Genomic DNA, 16701 nt, shown 5'->3' on the forward strand with positions numbered 1-16701 from the left:
TTCCTAGGGTTCGGTGACGAGCGGGTACACGCCGTTTTCGTCGTGGACCTCACGGCCGGTGATGGGCGGGTTGAACACGCAGACGCACTTGATCTCGGTCTTGGGCCGGACCTGGTGCTTGTCGTGGTCGTTGAGCAGGTACAACGTGCCCGGCTTCAGCTGGAAGACCTCGCCGGTCGCGGTGTTTTCGAGCTCGCCTTCACCGGAGGTGATGAACACCGCTTCGATGTGGTTGGCGTACCAGAAGTCGTTGACCGTCCCGGCGTACAACGTGGTCTCGTGCACCGAGAAGCCGACGCCCTCCTTGGCCAGCACGATGCGCTTGCTGCGCCAGTTCGGGGTCTTGATGTCGGCGTCGGTGTCGGTGACCTCGTCGAGTGTTCTGACAAGCAACGGAAAACTCCTTCTCGTTCTTGGTTGAGGGCGGTCGGTTCGGGTCAGTTGAGGACGGCGGCGACGGCCTCGTCGATGATCGCGAGGCCCTTCGTGAGCTCGTCGTCCGTCAGCGTGAGCGGCGGGAGGACCTTCATGACCTCTCCGTCCGGCCCGGAGGTCTCCATCAGCAGCCCGCGCTCGAACGCGGCGGCGCAGACCTTGCCCGCGAGGTCGCCGTTGGCGAACTCGATGCCCCGGGCGAGGCCGCGGCCCTTCGCGAACAGGTTCGCGTCCGGGTACGCCTCGACGATGCCCTGGAAGGCGGCGGCGATGCGCTCGCCCTTCGCCTTCGTCGACTTCTCCAGCTCGTCGTCGCTCCAGTACACGCGCAGCGCCTCGGTCGCGGTGACGAACGCCGGGCTGATGCCGCGGAAGGTGCCGTTGTGCTCACCCGGCTCCCAGACGTCGAGGTCCGGGCGGATCAGCGTCAGCGCCATCGGGATGCCGTAGCCGCCGATGGACTTCGAGAGGCAGACGATGTCGGGTTTGATACCCGCGTCCTCGAAGCTGAAGAACGGGCCGGTGCGGCCGCAGCCCATCTGGACGTCGTCGAGGATCAGCAGGATGCCGTGCTTCTTGCACAGGTCGTCCAGCGCCTTGAGCCACTCGATACGGGCGGCGTTGATGCCGCCCTCGCCCTGCACGCCTTCGACGATCACGGCGGCGGGCTCGTTCAGGCCGCTGCCGGAGTCTTCGAGCAGCTTCTCGAAGTAGAGGAAGTCCGGGATCGAGCCGTCGAAGTAGTTGTCGTACGGCATCGGGGTGGCGTGCACCAGGGGGACACCCGCGCCGCCGCGCTTCATCGAGTTGCCGGTCACCGAGAGGGCGCCCAGCGTCATCCCGTGGAAGGCGTTGGTGAAGTTGATGACCGATTCCTTGCCGGTCACCTTGCGGGCGAGCTTCAGCGCGGCCTCGACGGCGTTCGCGCCACCGGGGCCGGGGAACACGACCTTGTAGTCGAGATCGCGCGGCCGGAGGATCTTCTCCTGGAGCGTCTGGAGGAAGTCCCGCTTCGCCACAGTGAACATGTCGAGCGCGTGCGTCACGCCGTCACGGGCGATGTAGTCGATCAGCGCCCGCTTCAGCGCCGGGTTGTTGTGCCCGTAGTTGAGCGCGCCGGCGCCCGCGAAGAAGTCGAGATAGGCCTTGCCGTCTTCGTCGTACAGGTAGCTCCCCTGGGCCCGGTCGAACACCACGGGCCAGCCACGGCTGTAACTGCGTACTTCGGATTCGAGTTCCTCGAAAATGCTCATCACGTTTTCTTTCTCCCTGAGATCCCCGGATTTACGTTCTATTGACTGCTGAGCGGACCGATTCGGTACAGGTCCTCCTGCTCATGCGTTCCTTCCTCGGCCGGGAAATCCGTCGCGGAGAACAGATCCTGGCGTTCCACGGTGGTGTCCCACCGCTTGGCGAACGAGGCGAACAACCGGATCGAAGCCTCGTTGTCCGGCGTGATCGTGGTTTCGAGGTACCGCACGCCCTGCGCGGTCAGACGGCTGAACAGCTCGTCGAGCAGGGCTCCGGCCAGGCCTTTTCCCCGCTGGGACGCGTCGACCGCGACCTGCCACACGAAGCCGGTGTCCTGCTTGCGGTATCCGATCACGAAGCCGACCGGGACGCCGTCGACTTTCGCGACGACCGAGGTGTCGGCGAAATCGTGGCACCACAGCAAATAGGCGTAAGGCGTGTTGAGATCGAGCTTCTTCGAATCGCGGGCGATTCTCCAGAGCGCGGCACCGTCTGCCTTGGTCGGAGTTTCGATCAAGTGCTTTCCGGACATGTCCAAGAAACGTACCGGAGGATTCGGGCGCGGTCAGATCAGCGCGGCAGCGGCAACGCGGCTACCTGCAACAACCTCGAAACACACGTGACAAAGGTAACTGTAACGTTTGAAGCGCAGCACGTGTGGGTAAGGCCGCTTCGGTGCGGTCTCACTGCACGTGACGATACCAACCGTTACCACTTCGTCGCACGGTCAGGGCGCGATTCGGCACTTGATTCCGCTATTCACGACGCCGCTTTCGCCCGGCGATCGCACCGATCGGCGTCCAGATGGCGGGCAGGACGAGCAGCAGGCAGACGGCCAGCCACCACACCGGCGCCTCGCCGCGCCGCCAGCCCGCGACGACGTCGCCGAGCCAGCCGAAGAGCGGGTCGCGCACCGGTGGCAGGAACGCGGCGAAAAGCAGAGCGGCCACCACCAGCACGCCGAGCACCGTGAGCACCATCCGCCACGTCTTGCGCAACGTCATCAGGCTGACCACCAGGAACACGACGGCGCCCGCGGCGACCGGCACGCCGACCCACTGCAGGACCGGGCCGCCCTGTCCACCGAGGACGAAACCCGCCAGCACGGTGATCAGCGCGGCGAGCACGTTCCACGGCGACGGCAGGGTGGCCGCGCCCCGCGTGATCCACCACGCGCTTCGCCCGGCGGCCTTGGCGAAGGTCGCGGCGGGCTGGACCGATTTCGGCACCCGCGTCGCCCCCGCGGCCGCGTTGAGCCCCGCCGCGCCCGCCTTGACCAACGTCTTCGTCAGGAGCATCGTCCCGCGTTCGTGCTCGAACCGTTCGCCGGAGACCTGGCACGCCTGAAACGCGCGCTGGGTCTGCTCATCGGTTTCCGGCTCGTTCTCGATCATCCGGCGGAACCGTTCCGACGGTTTTCCGTTGCCCTTGGCCGTTTTCGCGTCGTGTCCGCAGTGGAGGCCGACGCACGGCAGTTCCTCGCGCGCGATCTCCAGCTGCCGCACCCTGGCGAGCACCATCGCCGTCACCGGCATGCTGATCGGCAGGACGGCTTCCCCTTCGACATCGGCGAGTTCGCCGTCGAGACCGAGGAAAGCCAGCTCCCCGGCCAATTGCGCGCGCAGGGCGTCCGCTTCCTCTTGCGACAGCCCGTCTTCCGTGCCCGGCTGTCGCCAGCCGATCGCCTTGAAGGTGTCCCGTACCTGGGTCCGGAACGCCTCGCGCCCGACGACGTCGCGCAGCAGCCGCAGGCGTTTCGGATCGAGCAGGCACTGCACCAGCCAGCCCGCGCCGTCGACGCGGCCCCACATCCAGTCGTTCGCGCGCCAGGACGCCTTGTAGAACGCGCCGAAATAGTCGGCCTGCATCCCGGTGAGCTTGTCCCAGGAACGGCGGCGCTTCATGTCCATCAGCGTCCGCGAGTCCGCGCTCACCTGGACGAGATCGACCCGCTGGTCGACCGACGGCGGCTGCGCGAGCAGTCCCCGGGTCGCGATGTGCAGGCGCACCAGCCGCGAGGTGACGATCGGGTCGCCCGCGCTCGTGTCATCCGAGGTGAGCCCCGTCCAGGCGAGCAGCGTGCTGACCGCGTCGGCGGCTTCGGTATCGGGTTTCGCCTGTGCCAGCGGCAAAAGGATCGGGGTCGCCTGCCGGAGCGCAGCGACGACGAGCGGCCACGCCTCCTTCAGCGTGTCCGACCGGCCGAGCCTGGCCCATTCCTTGGCGAGGCCTTCGATCCAGGCGGCCAGCGTGACGTCGGCCGACGGCGGGCCCTGTTCGGTGACCCAGCCCGCGAGCCGTTTCCCACGCGCGGCCTTGTGACGCGCTTCGTGCAGCAGCACCCGGCAACGGTTGAGCTGCACCGCCTGCTCCGGCGACGGATCGAGCCGGAAGCCGGCGTTCACCAGCTGGAGACCGGTGGCGACGGAATCGTCGAGCGCGGTGGTGCGGAAGGCGACCAGATCCGTGAGCTCGCAGGTGTCCTTCGGCGGTTCGGTGGGCAGGCCGTCCCGTAATCCGGCCGCCGCGGCCGCGCGCAGCTGCGCCGCCGTACCGGACGCCCACTGACGGCCTTGATCCTCCACATCGGACAGTGAGAGCCTGCGGGTCGCCTCGCGGACCAGCGCGGTGGCGTCCTCCTGCACCCGCCGGTCGCGGTAGTCGTTCATCAGCCGCTGGTCGACCAGCGTGTCCGGGCCGCCACGAACCCCCATCGCGGCCAGGGAGACCCTGGTCCCCCTGGTGCGGACGACGGCGTCGTTGTGCCTGGTCAGGTCTTCCAGCTCGGCGCTGATCGTCTGGCTCAGCACGGTGCCGACGACCTTGCTCATCGCGCTGCCCAGCAGCGGCGGGCGCTCGGGATCGACCGCGACCCGCTCGGCCTCGCGTTCGGCCGTCGGCACCACGTACAGCAGGAGCCGCCGGACGTCCGAATGCGACTGCCGCTCGAAGATCTCCCGCAGCGCCGGCCGCAGCGGTTTGTTGAGCAGGACACCGCCGTCGGTGAGCCAATGCGACCGGGTGACGTCGGTGTACTTCGTCATGTCCGGATGCAGCGGGCCGGTCTTCTCGCCGATCGGCATCCTGGACAGCTCGAACGCGCCGGGGAACGACGCGGTGGAGCGTGCCGCGAGGGCGAGCGGCCCGACCACGTCGTCCGTCCACAAAGGAGCGTCGAAGCGGAACAGCAGCCGATGTTCGGTGTCCCGCACCAGGTTTCCGAGCGCGTCGTCGAACCGGGTCGTCTCGCCGTCGATCATCGTGCCGGTGAGCAGCACGGTGATGTCGGGACAGTCGGGTTTCACCGTCGCCTTGTCGGTGATCCGGTGCAACGCGTCCTTGAGATCCCCGAGCAGCACCTTGTCGCCGTCGAGCAGCGAACGCGGTTCCTTCTCGCCGGGATCGCGGATCAGGTTGTCGAGCGATCCCGTGCTGATCCACGTGTCGCGCAGCACCTGCGGGCTCGACCGGAACGCCTCGGCCAGCCCGAGGCACGCCGCGTTGATGCCGCCCGCGCTCGTGCCGGTGAGCACGTCGAGCGAGACGGTGGCGTTGAGCAGGTCGAGCAGGGCCCGGTACGGGCTCTTCGATTCCGGTGTTCTCGACGCCTGCAACAGATGCGAGGTCTCGGTGGCGACCCCGCCCATCCAGACCGCGAGACTCGCCCCGCCCACCATGGTCATCGCCAGCCGGATCTCCTGCGGCCACGGGCTCCCCGCGTCGGCCATGTGCGCCCTCCCCAAGGCTTTGCTGCAGGGGGCACTCTAGACCGGACGGCGGACCCGGTGTACCGCCGATGGGGCAGCCATCCGCGCATTTCGTCCTCTGAATGCGGTCCTTGCGCGGGCGAACTACCGCATTCAGAGGACGAAATGCGGGAAGGGTCAGGCGGCGAAGTGCTCCAGGAGGAGGACTTGGGCCTCACCGACGGCGAAGCCGAGGACCGCACCGGTCGCGATCAGGATCCATTCGTCCTGCTGGAAGGCCGGCCGCAGCAATCCTTCGAATTCGCGCGGCGACAGCTCCTTCATCTTCGTCACCAGCACGTTCCGGATGTCCATCGCGTCGGTCGCGTAATCCTCGATGTACCGCATGGTCTCCGGCAGCTTGTCCATGATCTTCTCGGCGATGTTCAGCTTCATGTCCTGATACCGCCTGCTGCCGACGGCGAACACCACCAGCGGTTTCCCGACGCCGACGCGGCGGCCGAGCTGTTCGTCGAGCTGACGCTGGATGAGCCCGAGCACCCGGTCCGACAGCGGGCCGTGCAGCACGGCCTCGATCACGTTGTGCGGGGTGATGATCTCCTTCGCGATCAGCGCGCCGTACGCCTCCGCGACCTCGCCGCGCCGCTTCAGGAACAGCCCCTGCCAGCGCACGCCGAAGTACCGGCGTTCCTCGATCGGGTAGAAGATCATCCGCAGCGCCAGCCAGTCGGTGAACCAGCCGGTGAAGAGCCCGAACAGCGGCATGATCAGCGGGAACTTGAACAGCACCCACGCGACCATCTGGATGACGCCGATGAGCCCGCCGAAGAAGATGCCGGAGCGGGCGATGAACTTGAACTCCTTGTCGCCCGCTTCCTGGAAGATCCGGTTCAGCAGCCGTTTGTCCTTGACCAGTGCGGTGACCACCATGCCCTTGAGGTCGAACACACTGTCCACATCGGACTTGATGAGTTCCAGCACGGCCGCGACCATCCGCGGCGTCTCAGCCTGGACGCGCTGGATCACCAGCCGCTGCATGCCCACCGGCAGCGATTCCCACAGCCCCGGCTGGTAGTGGGCGGCGACGTCGCGCACGATGTCCTCGACGGCCGCCTGGAGCGGTTTTTCGATCTCCTTGGCGATTCTCTGCGGATCGAGCCGGGCGACGACCTCCGCCGGTTTGATCAGCTGCTCGGTCATCGTGTCGCAGGCGATGCTCGCCATCCGCGCGGCGCGTTTGGGCACGATGCCCTGCCAGCCGAGGAAGGGTTTGATCCCGATGAACTCGACCGGCTGGAACATCATCCGGATCGCGACGAGTTTGGTGGTGTAGCCGATCAGCGCGGCGACGATCGGGATGGAGACGTAGATCGGCCAGTGCTCGCCGAAATCGGCGAGGATCCCGTCGAGGAACGCACCCATGCCGGGGTCAACCGGCGCTCGGGTCGCAGGCCTGCCAGAACTGGGCGCCGAGCCGGGAGATGTGGACCGTACGTTTGACGAACTTGGCCCGCTTCACCGATTTCTCCGCCTCGCGGACGGTCTCGTCGGTCAGCAGGATCTCGTACTGCGTCTCCAGCGCGGGCACCTCTTCGTCCAGCTCGACCAGGCCGAGCCCGATCAGCCTGGTGAGGTAGCCGGGCACCTGGTCCGGCAGCGACACCCCGGCCGCCTTGCCGACGGTGGAGGCGTTGCGCAGCACGAACCGCCCGGCCGCGCCGAGGCTCGTGCGCTCGGCGACGTCGACGGCGGGGAACGGCGAGCCGTCGGAGAGCGCGGAAAGGATGCGGGCCTCGTCCGGCGTGAGCTGCCGCAGGATGATCGCGTAGAGGTATTCGCGTGCCCGCTCGCGGCCGAAGCCGATCGAGTGGTTGAGCAGTTCGGCCATCGCCGCGCGGAGCGGTTCGAGCTGGGCACGGGTGTGCACGAGGGTGATGGTGGCCTCGACCGGCCGGGAGCCGTTGGTGTCGGGCCGGTTCATCGCGGACGCGGCGGTGAGCGCGGCGTGGTACGGGTCGTCGACCTCGTCGAGACGGCGGCGCAGCTCCGAAAGCAGCTGCCGCTCACCTTGTTTGACGATCTGTTCGGCGATCTCGACGCCGGGGAGCTTGCGGGTGAACTCGAAACCCGTGCGGGCGGCCCAGCCCGCCAGCTGTCCCGCTCGTTTGGCGAAAGCGGCCAGGTCTTCACCGGCGGGTCGATCGTTGCTCACGGGCACTCCCCTCGCGTTCGCGCTGATGCTACCTGCGAGTAGGCCGAATGGCCGAAAATGTGATGGACCTGGGTGTTTGGATGGGCACCATGAGCTTCACGCGCTGGGGTCCGCCGATCGACGTCCTCCCGTTGTTCGCGCGGGAGGAGCAGGCCTTGCTGGACGTCCTGACCGGATTGGACGCGGACCGATGGGCCGCGCCGACGGTGTGCACGGGCTGGACCGTGCACGATCTCGCGGCCCACATCCTGGGCGACAAACTCGGCAGGTTGTCCCGCGACCGCGACGACTACCGGACGACGGCGCCCCGTGAAGGTGAGCGGTTCGAGGACTTCATCGACCGGATCAACGACGAATGGGTGGTCGCGTGCCGGCGGCTGTCCCCCGAAGTGCTGTTCGCGATGCTGGTGGACAGCACCTCGCAGATCGCCGAGATGTTCGGCCGCGCCGACCTCGACGCCGTCGGGGATCCGGTGAGCTGGGCCGGGGACGAGCCCGCGCCGGTGTGGCTCGACGTCGCCCGTGAGTACACCGAGTTCTGGGTGCACCAGCAGCAGATCCGCGAGGCCGTGGGCGCGCGGATGCTGGACGAGGCGGACTTCCGCGGGCCGGTGGTCGACACCTTCATGCGGGCGTTGCCGCACACCCTGCGTGACATCGACGCCCGCGTCGGCAGGCAGGTCGCCTACACCGTCACCGGCCAGGGCGGCGGGAAGTGGACGGCACAGCGGACCGCAGACGGCTGGGAACTCGACCGTGTCGCGCCGACATCACGGGCGCCGCTGGCCTCGGTGACGACGGACGCGGACACCTTCTGGCGGCTGTGCACCCGGAACCCGGCGGACCGCGCCCGCGTCTCCGCCGAGGGCGACGAAAACGTTTGCGCCGCCGTGCTCGGGATGACCTCGATCATCACATCAGGTAGCGGCTCACCTTCTCCGGCCGGATGACGAGCCGCACGAGGTCGAGGGTCTGGATCCCGGCGAGCTCGCCCGCGTGGGCCGGGTCTTCGAGGTCCCAGTAGCGCTCCGCGAGCCGGGCGGCCAGGTCGTGCGCCCCGTCGGGTTCCACCGTGGCGGGGCCCGAGACGGAGACCCAGCGCTCGCGCTCGCCGACCGGCGCGGCCACGATGATCGACGCCCGAGGGTCGTCCTTCAGGCGTCGCACCTTGGGCGACTCACGGGGCGTGAACAGCTGGATGGCGCCGTCGGCGGTGGCCTCGAACCACACCGGCCGGACCGGGCCGCCGGCCACGGTCAGGAATCCGTGCAGGGGGCGGCGGAGGAATTCGAGGTCGTCGGAGGTCAGCATGAGCTCGATTCAATCCGGCGGGCTCGGACGTGCCCATAGGTGAAAGGCCGGATCACCTGTCCATTCGTCTAACCTCGGCCGCGTGGACGTGTTCAGTGACCTGATCCGCGGCGTGCGGTCCCACGGTTCGTTGTTCGGCAGCACGACGCTGTCCCCGCCCTGGGCACTGCACTTCGTGGACGGCGCGCCGCTGACCCTGTGCGCCGTGCTCACCGGGGCGGGTTGGATCGTGCCGGAGGACGGTCCGCCCGAGCCGCTTCGCGCGGGCGAGTCGGTCATCGTGCGCGGGCCCGCGACGTTCACCTTCGTCGACGAAGTCGGCACTTCGGCCGAGCCGCTCGCGTGCGGCGAGCACTGCGCGACGCCCGAACAGGGCGGGACGCGGCACCGGCTCGGCTGGGTCGACGACCCCGGCGGCGAGACGACCTTGATCGTCGGCGCGTATCCGGTGCGCGGTGAGATCGGCCGCCCGCTGCTGGACGCGCTGCCCGTCGTGCTGCGGGTGGACGCCGGGGGCGCGGGCGACCCGGTCCTGGAGCACCTCGCCGCGGAGGTCGCCATCGACGCGCCGGGTCAGCAGGTCGTCCTCGACCGGCTGCTGGACTGGATGCTGGTCTGTTCCCTGCGCGAGTGGTTCGACCGGCCGGGCGGTGAGCCTCCGGCGTGGTGGGCGGCCCAGCGGGATCCGGTGGTGGGCGACGCGCTGCGCCTCCTGCACGCGGAGCCGGCGGCACCGTGGACGGTCGGCTCGCTGGCCGCCCGGGCCGGGGTCTCGCGGTCGACGCTGGCCAAACGGTTCGCCGACCTGGTTGGCGAACCGCCGTTGACCTACCTCACCCGCTGGCGCATGACGCTCGCGGCGGATCTGCTGACCGGCAACGCGTCTGCGACCATCTCGGACGTCGCGCGCACGGTCGGCTACTCCGACGCCTTCGGGTTCAGCGCGGCGTTCAAACGCGTGCGGGGCGTCAACCCCAGCGAGTTCCGGACCGGCGTCGCTCAGCGCAGCTGATGCCGGGACTTCTTGGCCTGCTTGCGCAACTGCAGGATCCGGGCGCCGCCGACGAGCGCGACCAGCGCGCCGCCGGCGATCACCGAGAACAGCATCGCGACCGCCAGCGGCATGCTGCCGGACATGCCGAGGAAGTGGACGGTGGCCGTGTCCTGGTTCTGCAGGATGAACACGAGCAGGAACACCAGCACGATCAGCGCCACGATGACGGCGATCCAGGTGCCGCTCACCCGCGTCCGTTTGAGTTTCGGGCCGGCCTCGAACTTTCCGCTGTGTCGTGCGCCGCCCGCGGTCTCGGGCGGACGGACGGGAACCTCGGCGGCGCCTTCCTCCGGCTGCGTCATGCAGGACAGTGTCCGCCGAAGCGGGCTGGATCGCGCTCTCAAGCGTCCGAACGGGTGACCTCGTCCGCCGCGCGCAGCACGCGCAAGGTGTTCTTCCCGGCCAGCTTCGCGCAGTCTTCTTCGCTCCAGCCGCGTTCCAGCAGCGCGGCGAACAGCACCGGGTACTTGGAAACGTCTTCGAGACCTTCGGGCAGCGTCGCGACTCCGTCGTAGTCACCGCCGAGGCCGATGTGGTCGACACCGGCCACTTCACGCGCGTGCTCGATGTGCGCGACGACGTCGTCGATACCCGCCTTCGGCTTCTCCGGGCCGCCTCGTTCCGCGGTGAACTTCGTGCGCTGGTCGATGTTGCGGTAGTCCTTGCCCGCGGCTTCCATGTCCAAGCGCAGCTGGTCGTCCCACTCGGCGACCTTCGGCGAGATGAAGCCCGGCACGAACGTCACCATCGCGACGCCGTCCTTGGCCGCCAGCGTTTCCAGCACGTCGTCGGGGATGTTGCGGGGGTGGTCGTTGACCGCGGTGCACGAGGAGTGGCTGAAGATCACCGGCGCGGAGCTGACCTCCAGCGCGGCGCGCATGGTGCTCGGCGCGACGTGCGAGAGGTCGACGAGCATGCCGATCTCGTTCATCTCGCGGACGACGTCGCGGCCGAATTCGGTGAGCCCGCCGTGCTCGGGTTCGTCGGTGCCGGAGTCGGCCCAGGTGGTGTTGTAGTTGTGCGTCAGCGTCATGTAGCGGACGCCGAGACGGCGCAGGATCCTCAGCACGCCAAGGGATTCGGCGATGCTGTGGCCGCCCTCGGCACCGAGCAGCGAAGCGATCTTGCCGTCGCGGAACGCGGCTTCGGCCTGGTCGGCGGTGTCCACGAGGGCCAGGCGATCGGGGTATCGCTCGGCCATCTGGTGCACGATCTCGATCTGTTCGAGGACCGCCGTCACCGCGCTGTGCCCCTCGAACTGGCAAGGCACGTAGACGGACCAGAACTGCATCCCGAGCCTGCCCTCGGCGAGCTTCGGGAAGTCGGTGTGGAGATGCGGCTGACGGACCGTGAGATCCGTGCCCGCCACGGCCTCGACCGGATCCGGCCCGGTCGTGACCCGCAGTTCCCATGGCAGATCGTTGTGCCCGTCCGCGAGGAGGACCCTGTCGAGCAGGGCCTGGGCGCGGACGAGGTCCCCGTTAGTCATCGGACGATTTTACGTTCGCGTGCTTTGCTCTCCCCGTTACGGGTTGAGCCACCCGGCGGCCGCTACCAAACCGTTGCCGGTGACCTGGTGCCCGCCGGGATGCCGGTGGGCGACCACGTCCGCGCCGCGTTCGCGCAGGTCACGGACGAGTGTCTCGGCCGAACCCAGCGGCGCCATCGGATCGTGCTCGCCGTTCGACAGGAAGACCCTGGTACCGGACAGGTCTTCGCGTGGCGGCTCCGGAAGCGGTGACATCGCCGCGAACAGCGCGGACTCGCGGACGGCGTCCGGGCGGAGCAGGGTCACCGCGGCGGCGATGTTGGCGCCGTTGGAGAACCCGATGGCCACGAGCCGCCGGTCGCCGAGGCCGTATTCCTCGCGCGAGGCGAGGACGAAATCGGCCAGCTGGTTCGCGCGGAAGACGACGTCCTCGTGGTCGAAGACGCCCTCGGCCAGCCGCCGGAACCAGCGCGCCGCACCGTGTTCCGACACCGGCCCGGCCGGCGCGAGCAGCGCCGACGCCGGGCTCAGCTGCCGGGCGAGCGGCACGAGGTCGTCCGGCCCGCCGCCGGTGCCGTGCAGGAGCAGCAGCACCGGCTCGTCGGCCGCGCCCTCGACGTACTTGTGCTCCAAGGTGCTCATCGCGGGTTGTTCTCGCTCGGGAGGTCCAGCTTCGGCAGCATGGCCTCGATGTCCTCGCGCTTGGGCTCCAGCCACGGCGGGAGTTTCAGCGCGCGGCCGAGTTCGAGCAGCGGCTCGTCGATCGCGAAACCGGGTTCGTCGGTCGCGACCTCGAGCAGGGTGCCGCCCGGCTCGCGGAAGTAGATCGAGCGGAAGTACTGACGGTCCAAAATGGACGTCACGTTCACACCGTCGTCGATGAGCTCGTCGCGCCAGGCGGCCTGGGTCTCTTCGTCCGGCGCGCGCCAGGCGACGTGGTGCACGGTGCCCGCGGCCACCAGCCCGCGCGGGGCGTCGGGGGTCACGAGGACGTCGACGAGCGCGCCGGGGCCGCCCTCACCGGCGGAGAACCGGAGGCGATTGCCGTCCTGGTGTTCGAAGGAAAGGCCGAGGCCGTCGGTCAGCATCCCGGCGGTCGCGTCCTCTTTGGACACCGACAGCGTGACGGAGTGCAGGCCGCGGATCGCGTGCTCGGCGGGCACGAGCTTCGTGTCCCACGGGTCGCGCGGGTCGCCCTGCGGATGCGCGACGAGCGCGAGCTTCAGGCCGTCCGGGTCGGCGAAGGTGAGCGTCTCCTCGCCGTCGGAGTTCCGGATCTGGCTCGTCTCGACGCCGCTCGCGGCGAGGTGCTGCTTCCACCAGCCGAGCGAGGCCTCGGGTACGGAGAACGACGTCGTGGTCGCCTGGCCGGTGCCGTGACGGCCCTTCGGCGCGTCCTTCCACGGGAAGAACGTCATCAGCGAACCGGGTTTGCCGGACCCGTCGCCGTAGTAGAGGTGGTAGGTGCCGGGGTCGTCGAAGTTCACGGTGGTCTTCACCAGCCGCAGGCCGAGGGCCCGGGTGTAGAAGTCCGCGTTGCGCTGGGGGTCGCCACCGATGGCGGTGACGTGGTGCAGGCCCGAAGTCTTGATCGACATGGTGCCCTCCTCTGGAGCCGGTGGAATCACGCTAGCCCGATAACCTCTCGCGCGCAAGATATATTCCTGGAAGAGTTCTTGGTGTACTCTCGCCCGCGTGACAACCGAGGAACCGCAAGACGACGAAGTGGTCACGTGGTGGGGCCTGGTGATCGAGGGCTACCTGGCCACGCAGAACAAGCTGATGGGCGAGATCGCCGAACGGTTCGGCCTGGCGCCGGCGTCGTTCGACATCCTGCTGCGGCTCGTGCGCTCTCCCGAGCACCGGATGCCGATGACGCGGCTGGCCGTCGAGGCGGCGTTGTCCAGCGGCGGGTTCACCAAGGTCGCGGACCGGCTGGTCGCCGCGGGCCTGATCTGCCGGGTGCCCAGCCCGGACGACCGCCGCGTCACGTTCGCCGCGCTCACCGAGCACGGTCTCGACGTCGCGGAGAAGGCGCGGGAGGCGTGCGCGGAGATCCTGCGGCGCATCGTCCTGACTCCGCTCGGTGACGACGCGCACGCGCTCGCCGAAGCCATGCGCACCCTGCGTACCGTCAACGGCTCCTGACTCCCCGCGTTTCGTCCTCTGGATGCGGTACTTGCGTGTGCAAGGACCGCATTCAGAGGACTAAATGCGGCGGGGCGGGGGCCCGGACCTCGTACATGTCCCGGACCAGTTCCCGGATGACGTTGCGCCGGATCTTCCCGGTCGCCGTCTTCGGCAGTTCGCCCAGTTCGACGATGCCCCGCGGCCGTTTGAACGACGCCAGTCCCGCCCGGCAGAACTCGATCAGCTCGTCCGGGTCGAGCCGGTGCCCCGGCACGCCGACCACGCACGCGACCGGTTTCTCGATGCCGTCGGCGTCGAAGGCGGCGACCACCGCGACCTCGGCGACCGCCGGATGTTGCCGCAGCCTGTCCTCGACCTCGGTGGGCGAAACCCAGATCCCACCCGGTTTCAGCATGTCGTTGAAGCGCCCCAAGCAGGTGTAGCTGCCATCGGCGTCGCGCACGAAACTGTCGCCCGTCCGCAGCCATTCGCCCTGGAAGACCTGCTTCGTCGTCTCGTACCGGGCCCAATACCCGGTCGCGATCGACGGCCCGGCGACGAACAGCTCACCGGGTTGCCCGTCCGGCACCGGATCGCCGTTTTCGTCGCGCAGCGCGATCTCGTAACCCGGTACCGGCGTCCCGGTACTGCCGGGACGGACCTGACGCGGCCGGTTGGACAGGAAGATGTGCAACGCCTCGGTCGAGCCGATCCCGTCGAGGATCTCGACACCGAACCGGTCGCGAAACCGTTCGTACAGCACGGCGGGCAGCGGTTCGCCCGCCGAAACCGCTTGGCGCACCGAGGCGAACGTGTCGTCGGGGATGTCGCTGGCGAGCAGCGCCGCGTAGAACGTCGGGACGGCGAAGAACAACGTCGGCCGCTCCGCGCGCGCCCTGGCGGCGATCAGTCCCGGGGTCGGCCTCGCCGGTTCGAGCAGTGCCGTCCCGCCGGCCGCGAGCGGAAAGAACGCCGAATTCCCCAAGCCGTAGGCGAAGAACAGCTTCGGGACGGAGAAGAACCGGTCGTTCGGCCCGATGTCCAGCACGCCGCGCGCGTACGTCTCGCAGACCGCGCGGATACCCGCGTGCCGGTGCATCGCGCCCTTCGGCTTACCCGTCGTCCCCGAGGTGTACAGCCAGAGCGCGGGCGAGTCCTCCCAGGTCGGCGCCGGTTCGAAACCGACGTCGTCCACTGTGGACAGATCACCCCATTGGTGCGTGCGGATCCCGGACGGCAGATCGGCCGCCTTCGCCCGGTCCAGCACGACGTCGGTGACCTCCGGCGCCAGCCCCAGCGCGACCGTCGCCTGCGACGCGAACTCGCCCGAGACGCACAGGACCCTGGCCCGCGAATCGGCGAGCATCTTGCCGAGGTCCAGTCCGGTGACCATGGTGGACACCGGTACCGCGACCGCTCCGGCCAGCATCGCGCCGAGGATGCCGGTGAGCAGTTCGACGTCGTCGGCCATGCAGAACAGGACCCGCTCCTCCGGGCGGACGCCGATCGCCTTCAGCCCTGCCGCGACCCGCCGGGTTTCGGCCGCCAACCCCGCGTACGTGAGACTTCGCCTCGGGGAAACGACCGCGTCCTTCGCGCCCTGCCCTTCCGCCAGATGCCGGTCGAGCAGGTAGCTCGCCGCGTTGAACCCGGTAGCAGCAGCGGTCACGGGCGCACCTCAATCGCTCAGCTCAGGTAAACGTATTCGTAGTCGAACGGTTTCCCATTGATGCCCTGGCGTGGCGGCGCCACCCAGCTCGCGATCTTTCCTCGCTCGTACACCGGGTGCATCAGCGATCGGACGAAAGTCAGGTCTTCGGGAGTGGGCAGCCACTTGCGTTTGCCGGCCAGCCACGTCCGCTCGTCGACAACGGTGCCGTCGGGCGTCACATGGTGGCCGGAGTTTATGCCGACTTCGCGATTGAATCCAGGGTGCGGGAGGACGAATCGGAAGTCGACGCCCGCCTCGTCCAGGATCTTGTTCCAGCGGTTGACCCCGGTCTGACAGTCGGCGCGGTACTCCTCCCGCAGGTCGAGGTTCAGCAGCAGGATCGCCGCGTGTTCCTCGGTCTCCCAGGTGCCGTCGGCTTTCGGCCGGGACAGCGATCCGGCGGCGTCGGTGAGCTTGTGGTCGTCCTTGCGGCGGGGCTCCTGCCAGCGGCCTTTCAGCCCGGCGGTGTAGTAGTTCGCCGCGTTGGTCGAGGTCTCCCCGCCGAAGAGGTCGAGCGAGACGGTGTAGTGGAAGTTGAGGTACCGCTGGATGACGTCCAGCGGGATGCCGCCGTACCCGCCGATGTCGAAGGTGTCGTGCTCGCGGATCAGTTCGGCACTGCGGGTGACCACCCGGTCGACCCCCGTGGTGCCGACGAACATGTGGTGCGCCTCTTCCTTGAGCATGAATTCACAAGTGCGGGAAAGCGGGTCGAAGCCGCTTTCCTTGAGGGTGCCGAGCTGATATTTGCCATCACGATCGGTGAAATAGGTGAACATGTAGAACGCGAGCCAATCCGCGGTCTCCTCGTTGAAGGCGCCGAGGATCCGCGGGGCGTCCGGACTTCCGGAATTCCGGAGCAGCAATCCTTCCGCTTCGTCCCGGCCTTCCCGACCGAAGTAGGCGTGCAGCAGGTACACCATCGCCCACAGATGGCGGCCTTCTTCGACATTGACCTGGAAAAGATTGCGCAGGTCGTAGAGGCTCGGCGCGGTGAGGCCCAGGAGTTTCTGCTGCTCGACCGAAGCGGGTTCGGTGTCGCCCTGGATGACGATGAGCCGCTGCAGGTCGGCGCGGTATTCGCCGGGAACCTGCTGCCAGGCGGGCTCACCCTTGTGCTCGCCGAAACCGATGACGCGGTCGGGGTCGGGCTCCGCGAGGAAGATCCCCCACCGGTAGTCGGGCACGTTGACGTGGTCGAAATGCGCCCAGCCGTCCCGGCCGACACTCACCGCGGTGCGCAGGTAGACCCCCTGCGTCCGCAGTGTGGGGCCCATTTCGCCCCACCAGTCCAGGAACTTCGGCTGCCAACCCTCCAGCGCCCGCTGAAGGCGGCGATCACCGGAGAGGTCGACGTTGTTGGGGATCTTGGCGTCGTAATCGATCTTGGTGGGCATGCGC

At 68.4% G+C, this 16701-nt stretch carries 16 protein-coding genes; 3 read left to right on the plus strand and 13 right to left on the minus strand.

Annotation, left to right across the window (positions count from 1 at the left end; translation table 11 throughout):
• Positions 1–3 precede the first annotated feature (3 nt).
• The 6 genes from AB8M46_RS07925 to AB8M46_RS07950 form a co-directional block, all read right to left on the minus strand.
• Entirely contained in the window at positions 4–393 is a 390-nt protein-coding gene (locus AB8M46_RS07925; protein WP_007033454.1) for an ectoine synthase, read from the minus strand.
• A 44-nt stretch (positions 394–437) separates the two neighbouring features.
• Positions 438–1688, minus strand: coding sequence for a diaminobutyrate--2-oxoglutarate transaminase (gene ectB / locus AB8M46_RS07930; protein WP_037335486.1), 1251 nt, complete (start codon positions 1686–1688; stop codon positions 438–440).
• A gap of 38 nt (positions 1689–1726) precedes the next feature.
• A complete protein-coding gene (gene ectA, locus AB8M46_RS07935; RefSeq protein ID WP_038507771.1) occupies positions 1727–2218 on the minus strand; it encodes a diaminobutyrate acetyltransferase in 492 nt (163 codons plus the stop codon).
• A 223-nt stretch (positions 2219–2441) separates the two neighbouring features.
• The gene (locus AB8M46_RS07940; protein ID WP_394359950.1) at positions 2442–5414 is read right to left on the minus strand and encodes a patatin-like protein; all 2973 of its coding nucleotides are present in this window, start codon (positions 5412–5414) and stop codon (positions 2442–2444) included.
• Positions 5415–5570: 156 nt separating this feature from the next.
• Entirely contained in the window at positions 5571–6815 is a 1245-nt protein-coding gene (locus tag AB8M46_RS07945; RefSeq protein WP_394359951.1) for a DUF445 domain-containing protein, read from the minus strand.
• 7 nt (positions 6816–6822) lie between these two features.
• The gene (locus AB8M46_RS07950; RefSeq protein WP_016337650.1) at positions 6823–7605 is read right to left on the minus strand and encodes an Abi-alpha family protein; all 783 of its coding nucleotides are present in this window, start codon (positions 7603–7605) and stop codon (positions 6823–6825) included.
• Between the two features lie 80 nt (positions 7606–7685).
• On the opposite strand from AB8M46_RS07950, the gene AB8M46_RS07955 reads away from it, so the two are divergent.
• Positions 7686–8555 carry a maleylpyruvate isomerase family mycothiol-dependent enzyme gene (locus AB8M46_RS07955; protein WP_394359952.1) on the plus strand — a complete coding sequence of 290 codons (870 nt, stop codon included), beginning with the start codon at positions 7686–7688 and terminating at the stop codon, positions 8553–8555.
• On the opposite strand, the gene AB8M46_RS07960 is transcribed toward AB8M46_RS07955, so the two are convergent.
• Positions 8518–8916 carry a pyridoxamine 5'-phosphate oxidase family protein gene (locus AB8M46_RS07960; protein ID WP_378428336.1) on the minus strand — a complete coding sequence of 133 codons (399 nt, stop codon included), beginning with the start codon at positions 8914–8916 and terminating at the stop codon, positions 8518–8520. The two genes, AB8M46_RS07955 and AB8M46_RS07960, sit on opposite strands and share 38 nt — an antisense overlap.
• A gap of 82 nt (positions 8917–8998) precedes the next feature.
• On the opposite strand from AB8M46_RS07960, the gene AB8M46_RS07965 reads away from it, so the two are divergent.
• The gene (locus tag AB8M46_RS07965) at positions 8999–9928 is read left to right on the plus strand and encodes an AraC family transcriptional regulator (protein ID WP_394359953.1); all 930 of its coding nucleotides are present in this window, start codon (positions 8999–9001) and stop codon (positions 9926–9928) included.
• Here AB8M46_RS07965 and AB8M46_RS07970 read toward each other — a convergent pair.
• Genes AB8M46_RS07970 through AB8M46_RS07985 form a run of 4 tightly spaced genes read right to left on the minus strand, consistent with a single transcriptional unit; the run spans position 9916 to position 13057 of the window.
• Positions 9916–10272: a lipopolysaccharide assembly LapA domain-containing protein gene (locus AB8M46_RS07970; RefSeq protein ID WP_037335474.1), complete on the minus strand. Its 357-nt coding sequence runs from the start codon at positions 10270–10272 to the stop codon at positions 9916–9918. The two genes, AB8M46_RS07965 and AB8M46_RS07970, sit on opposite strands and share 13 nt — an antisense overlap.
• A gap of 38 nt (positions 10273–10310) precedes the next feature.
• Entirely contained in the window at positions 10311–11459 is a 1149-nt protein-coding gene (locus tag AB8M46_RS07975) for a dipeptidase (RefSeq protein ID WP_378428334.1), read from the minus strand.
• A 36-nt stretch (positions 11460–11495) separates the two neighbouring features.
• Positions 11496–12101 carry an alpha/beta hydrolase gene (locus AB8M46_RS07980; protein ID WP_125733279.1) on the minus strand — a complete coding sequence of 202 codons (606 nt, stop codon included), beginning with the start codon at positions 12099–12101 and terminating at the stop codon, positions 11496–11498.
• Positions 12098–13057, minus strand: a complete 960-nt coding sequence (locus tag AB8M46_RS07985; RefSeq protein WP_378428332.1) for a ring-cleaving dioxygenase — start codon at positions 13055–13057, stop codon at positions 12098–12100. The genes AB8M46_RS07980 and AB8M46_RS07985 overlap by 4 nt, the downstream gene beginning before the upstream one ends.
• A gap of 97 nt (positions 13058–13154) precedes the next feature.
• On the opposite strand from AB8M46_RS07985, the gene AB8M46_RS07990 reads away from it, so the two are divergent.
• The gene (locus AB8M46_RS07990) at positions 13155–13607 is read left to right on the plus strand and encodes a MarR family winged helix-turn-helix transcriptional regulator (protein ID WP_394359954.1); all 453 of its coding nucleotides are present in this window, start codon (positions 13155–13157) and stop codon (positions 13605–13607) included.
• A gap of 52 nt (positions 13608–13659) precedes the next feature.
• Here AB8M46_RS07990 and AB8M46_RS07995 read toward each other — a convergent pair whose 3' ends face one another.
• Together AB8M46_RS07995 and boxB are read right to left on the minus strand one after the other, a co-directional pair.
• On the minus strand, positions 13660–15258 hold the full coding sequence (locus AB8M46_RS07995) for a benzoate-CoA ligase family protein (protein ID WP_394359955.1): 1599 nt from the start codon (positions 15256–15258) through the stop codon (positions 13660–13662).
• 17 nt (positions 15259–15275) lie between these two features.
• On the minus strand, positions 15276–16697 hold the full coding sequence (gene boxB / locus AB8M46_RS08000; RefSeq protein ID WP_037335463.1) for a benzoyl-CoA 2,3-epoxidase subunit BoxB: 1422 nt from the start codon (positions 16695–16697) through the stop codon (positions 15276–15278).
• Positions 16698–16701: the final 4 nt, after the last annotated feature.

The sequence above is a fragment of the Amycolatopsis sp. SB7-3 genome (assembly GCF_041021335.1).
Taxonomy (GTDB): domain Bacteria; phylum Actinomycetota; class Actinomycetes; order Mycobacteriales; family Pseudonocardiaceae; genus Amycolatopsis; species Amycolatopsis japonica.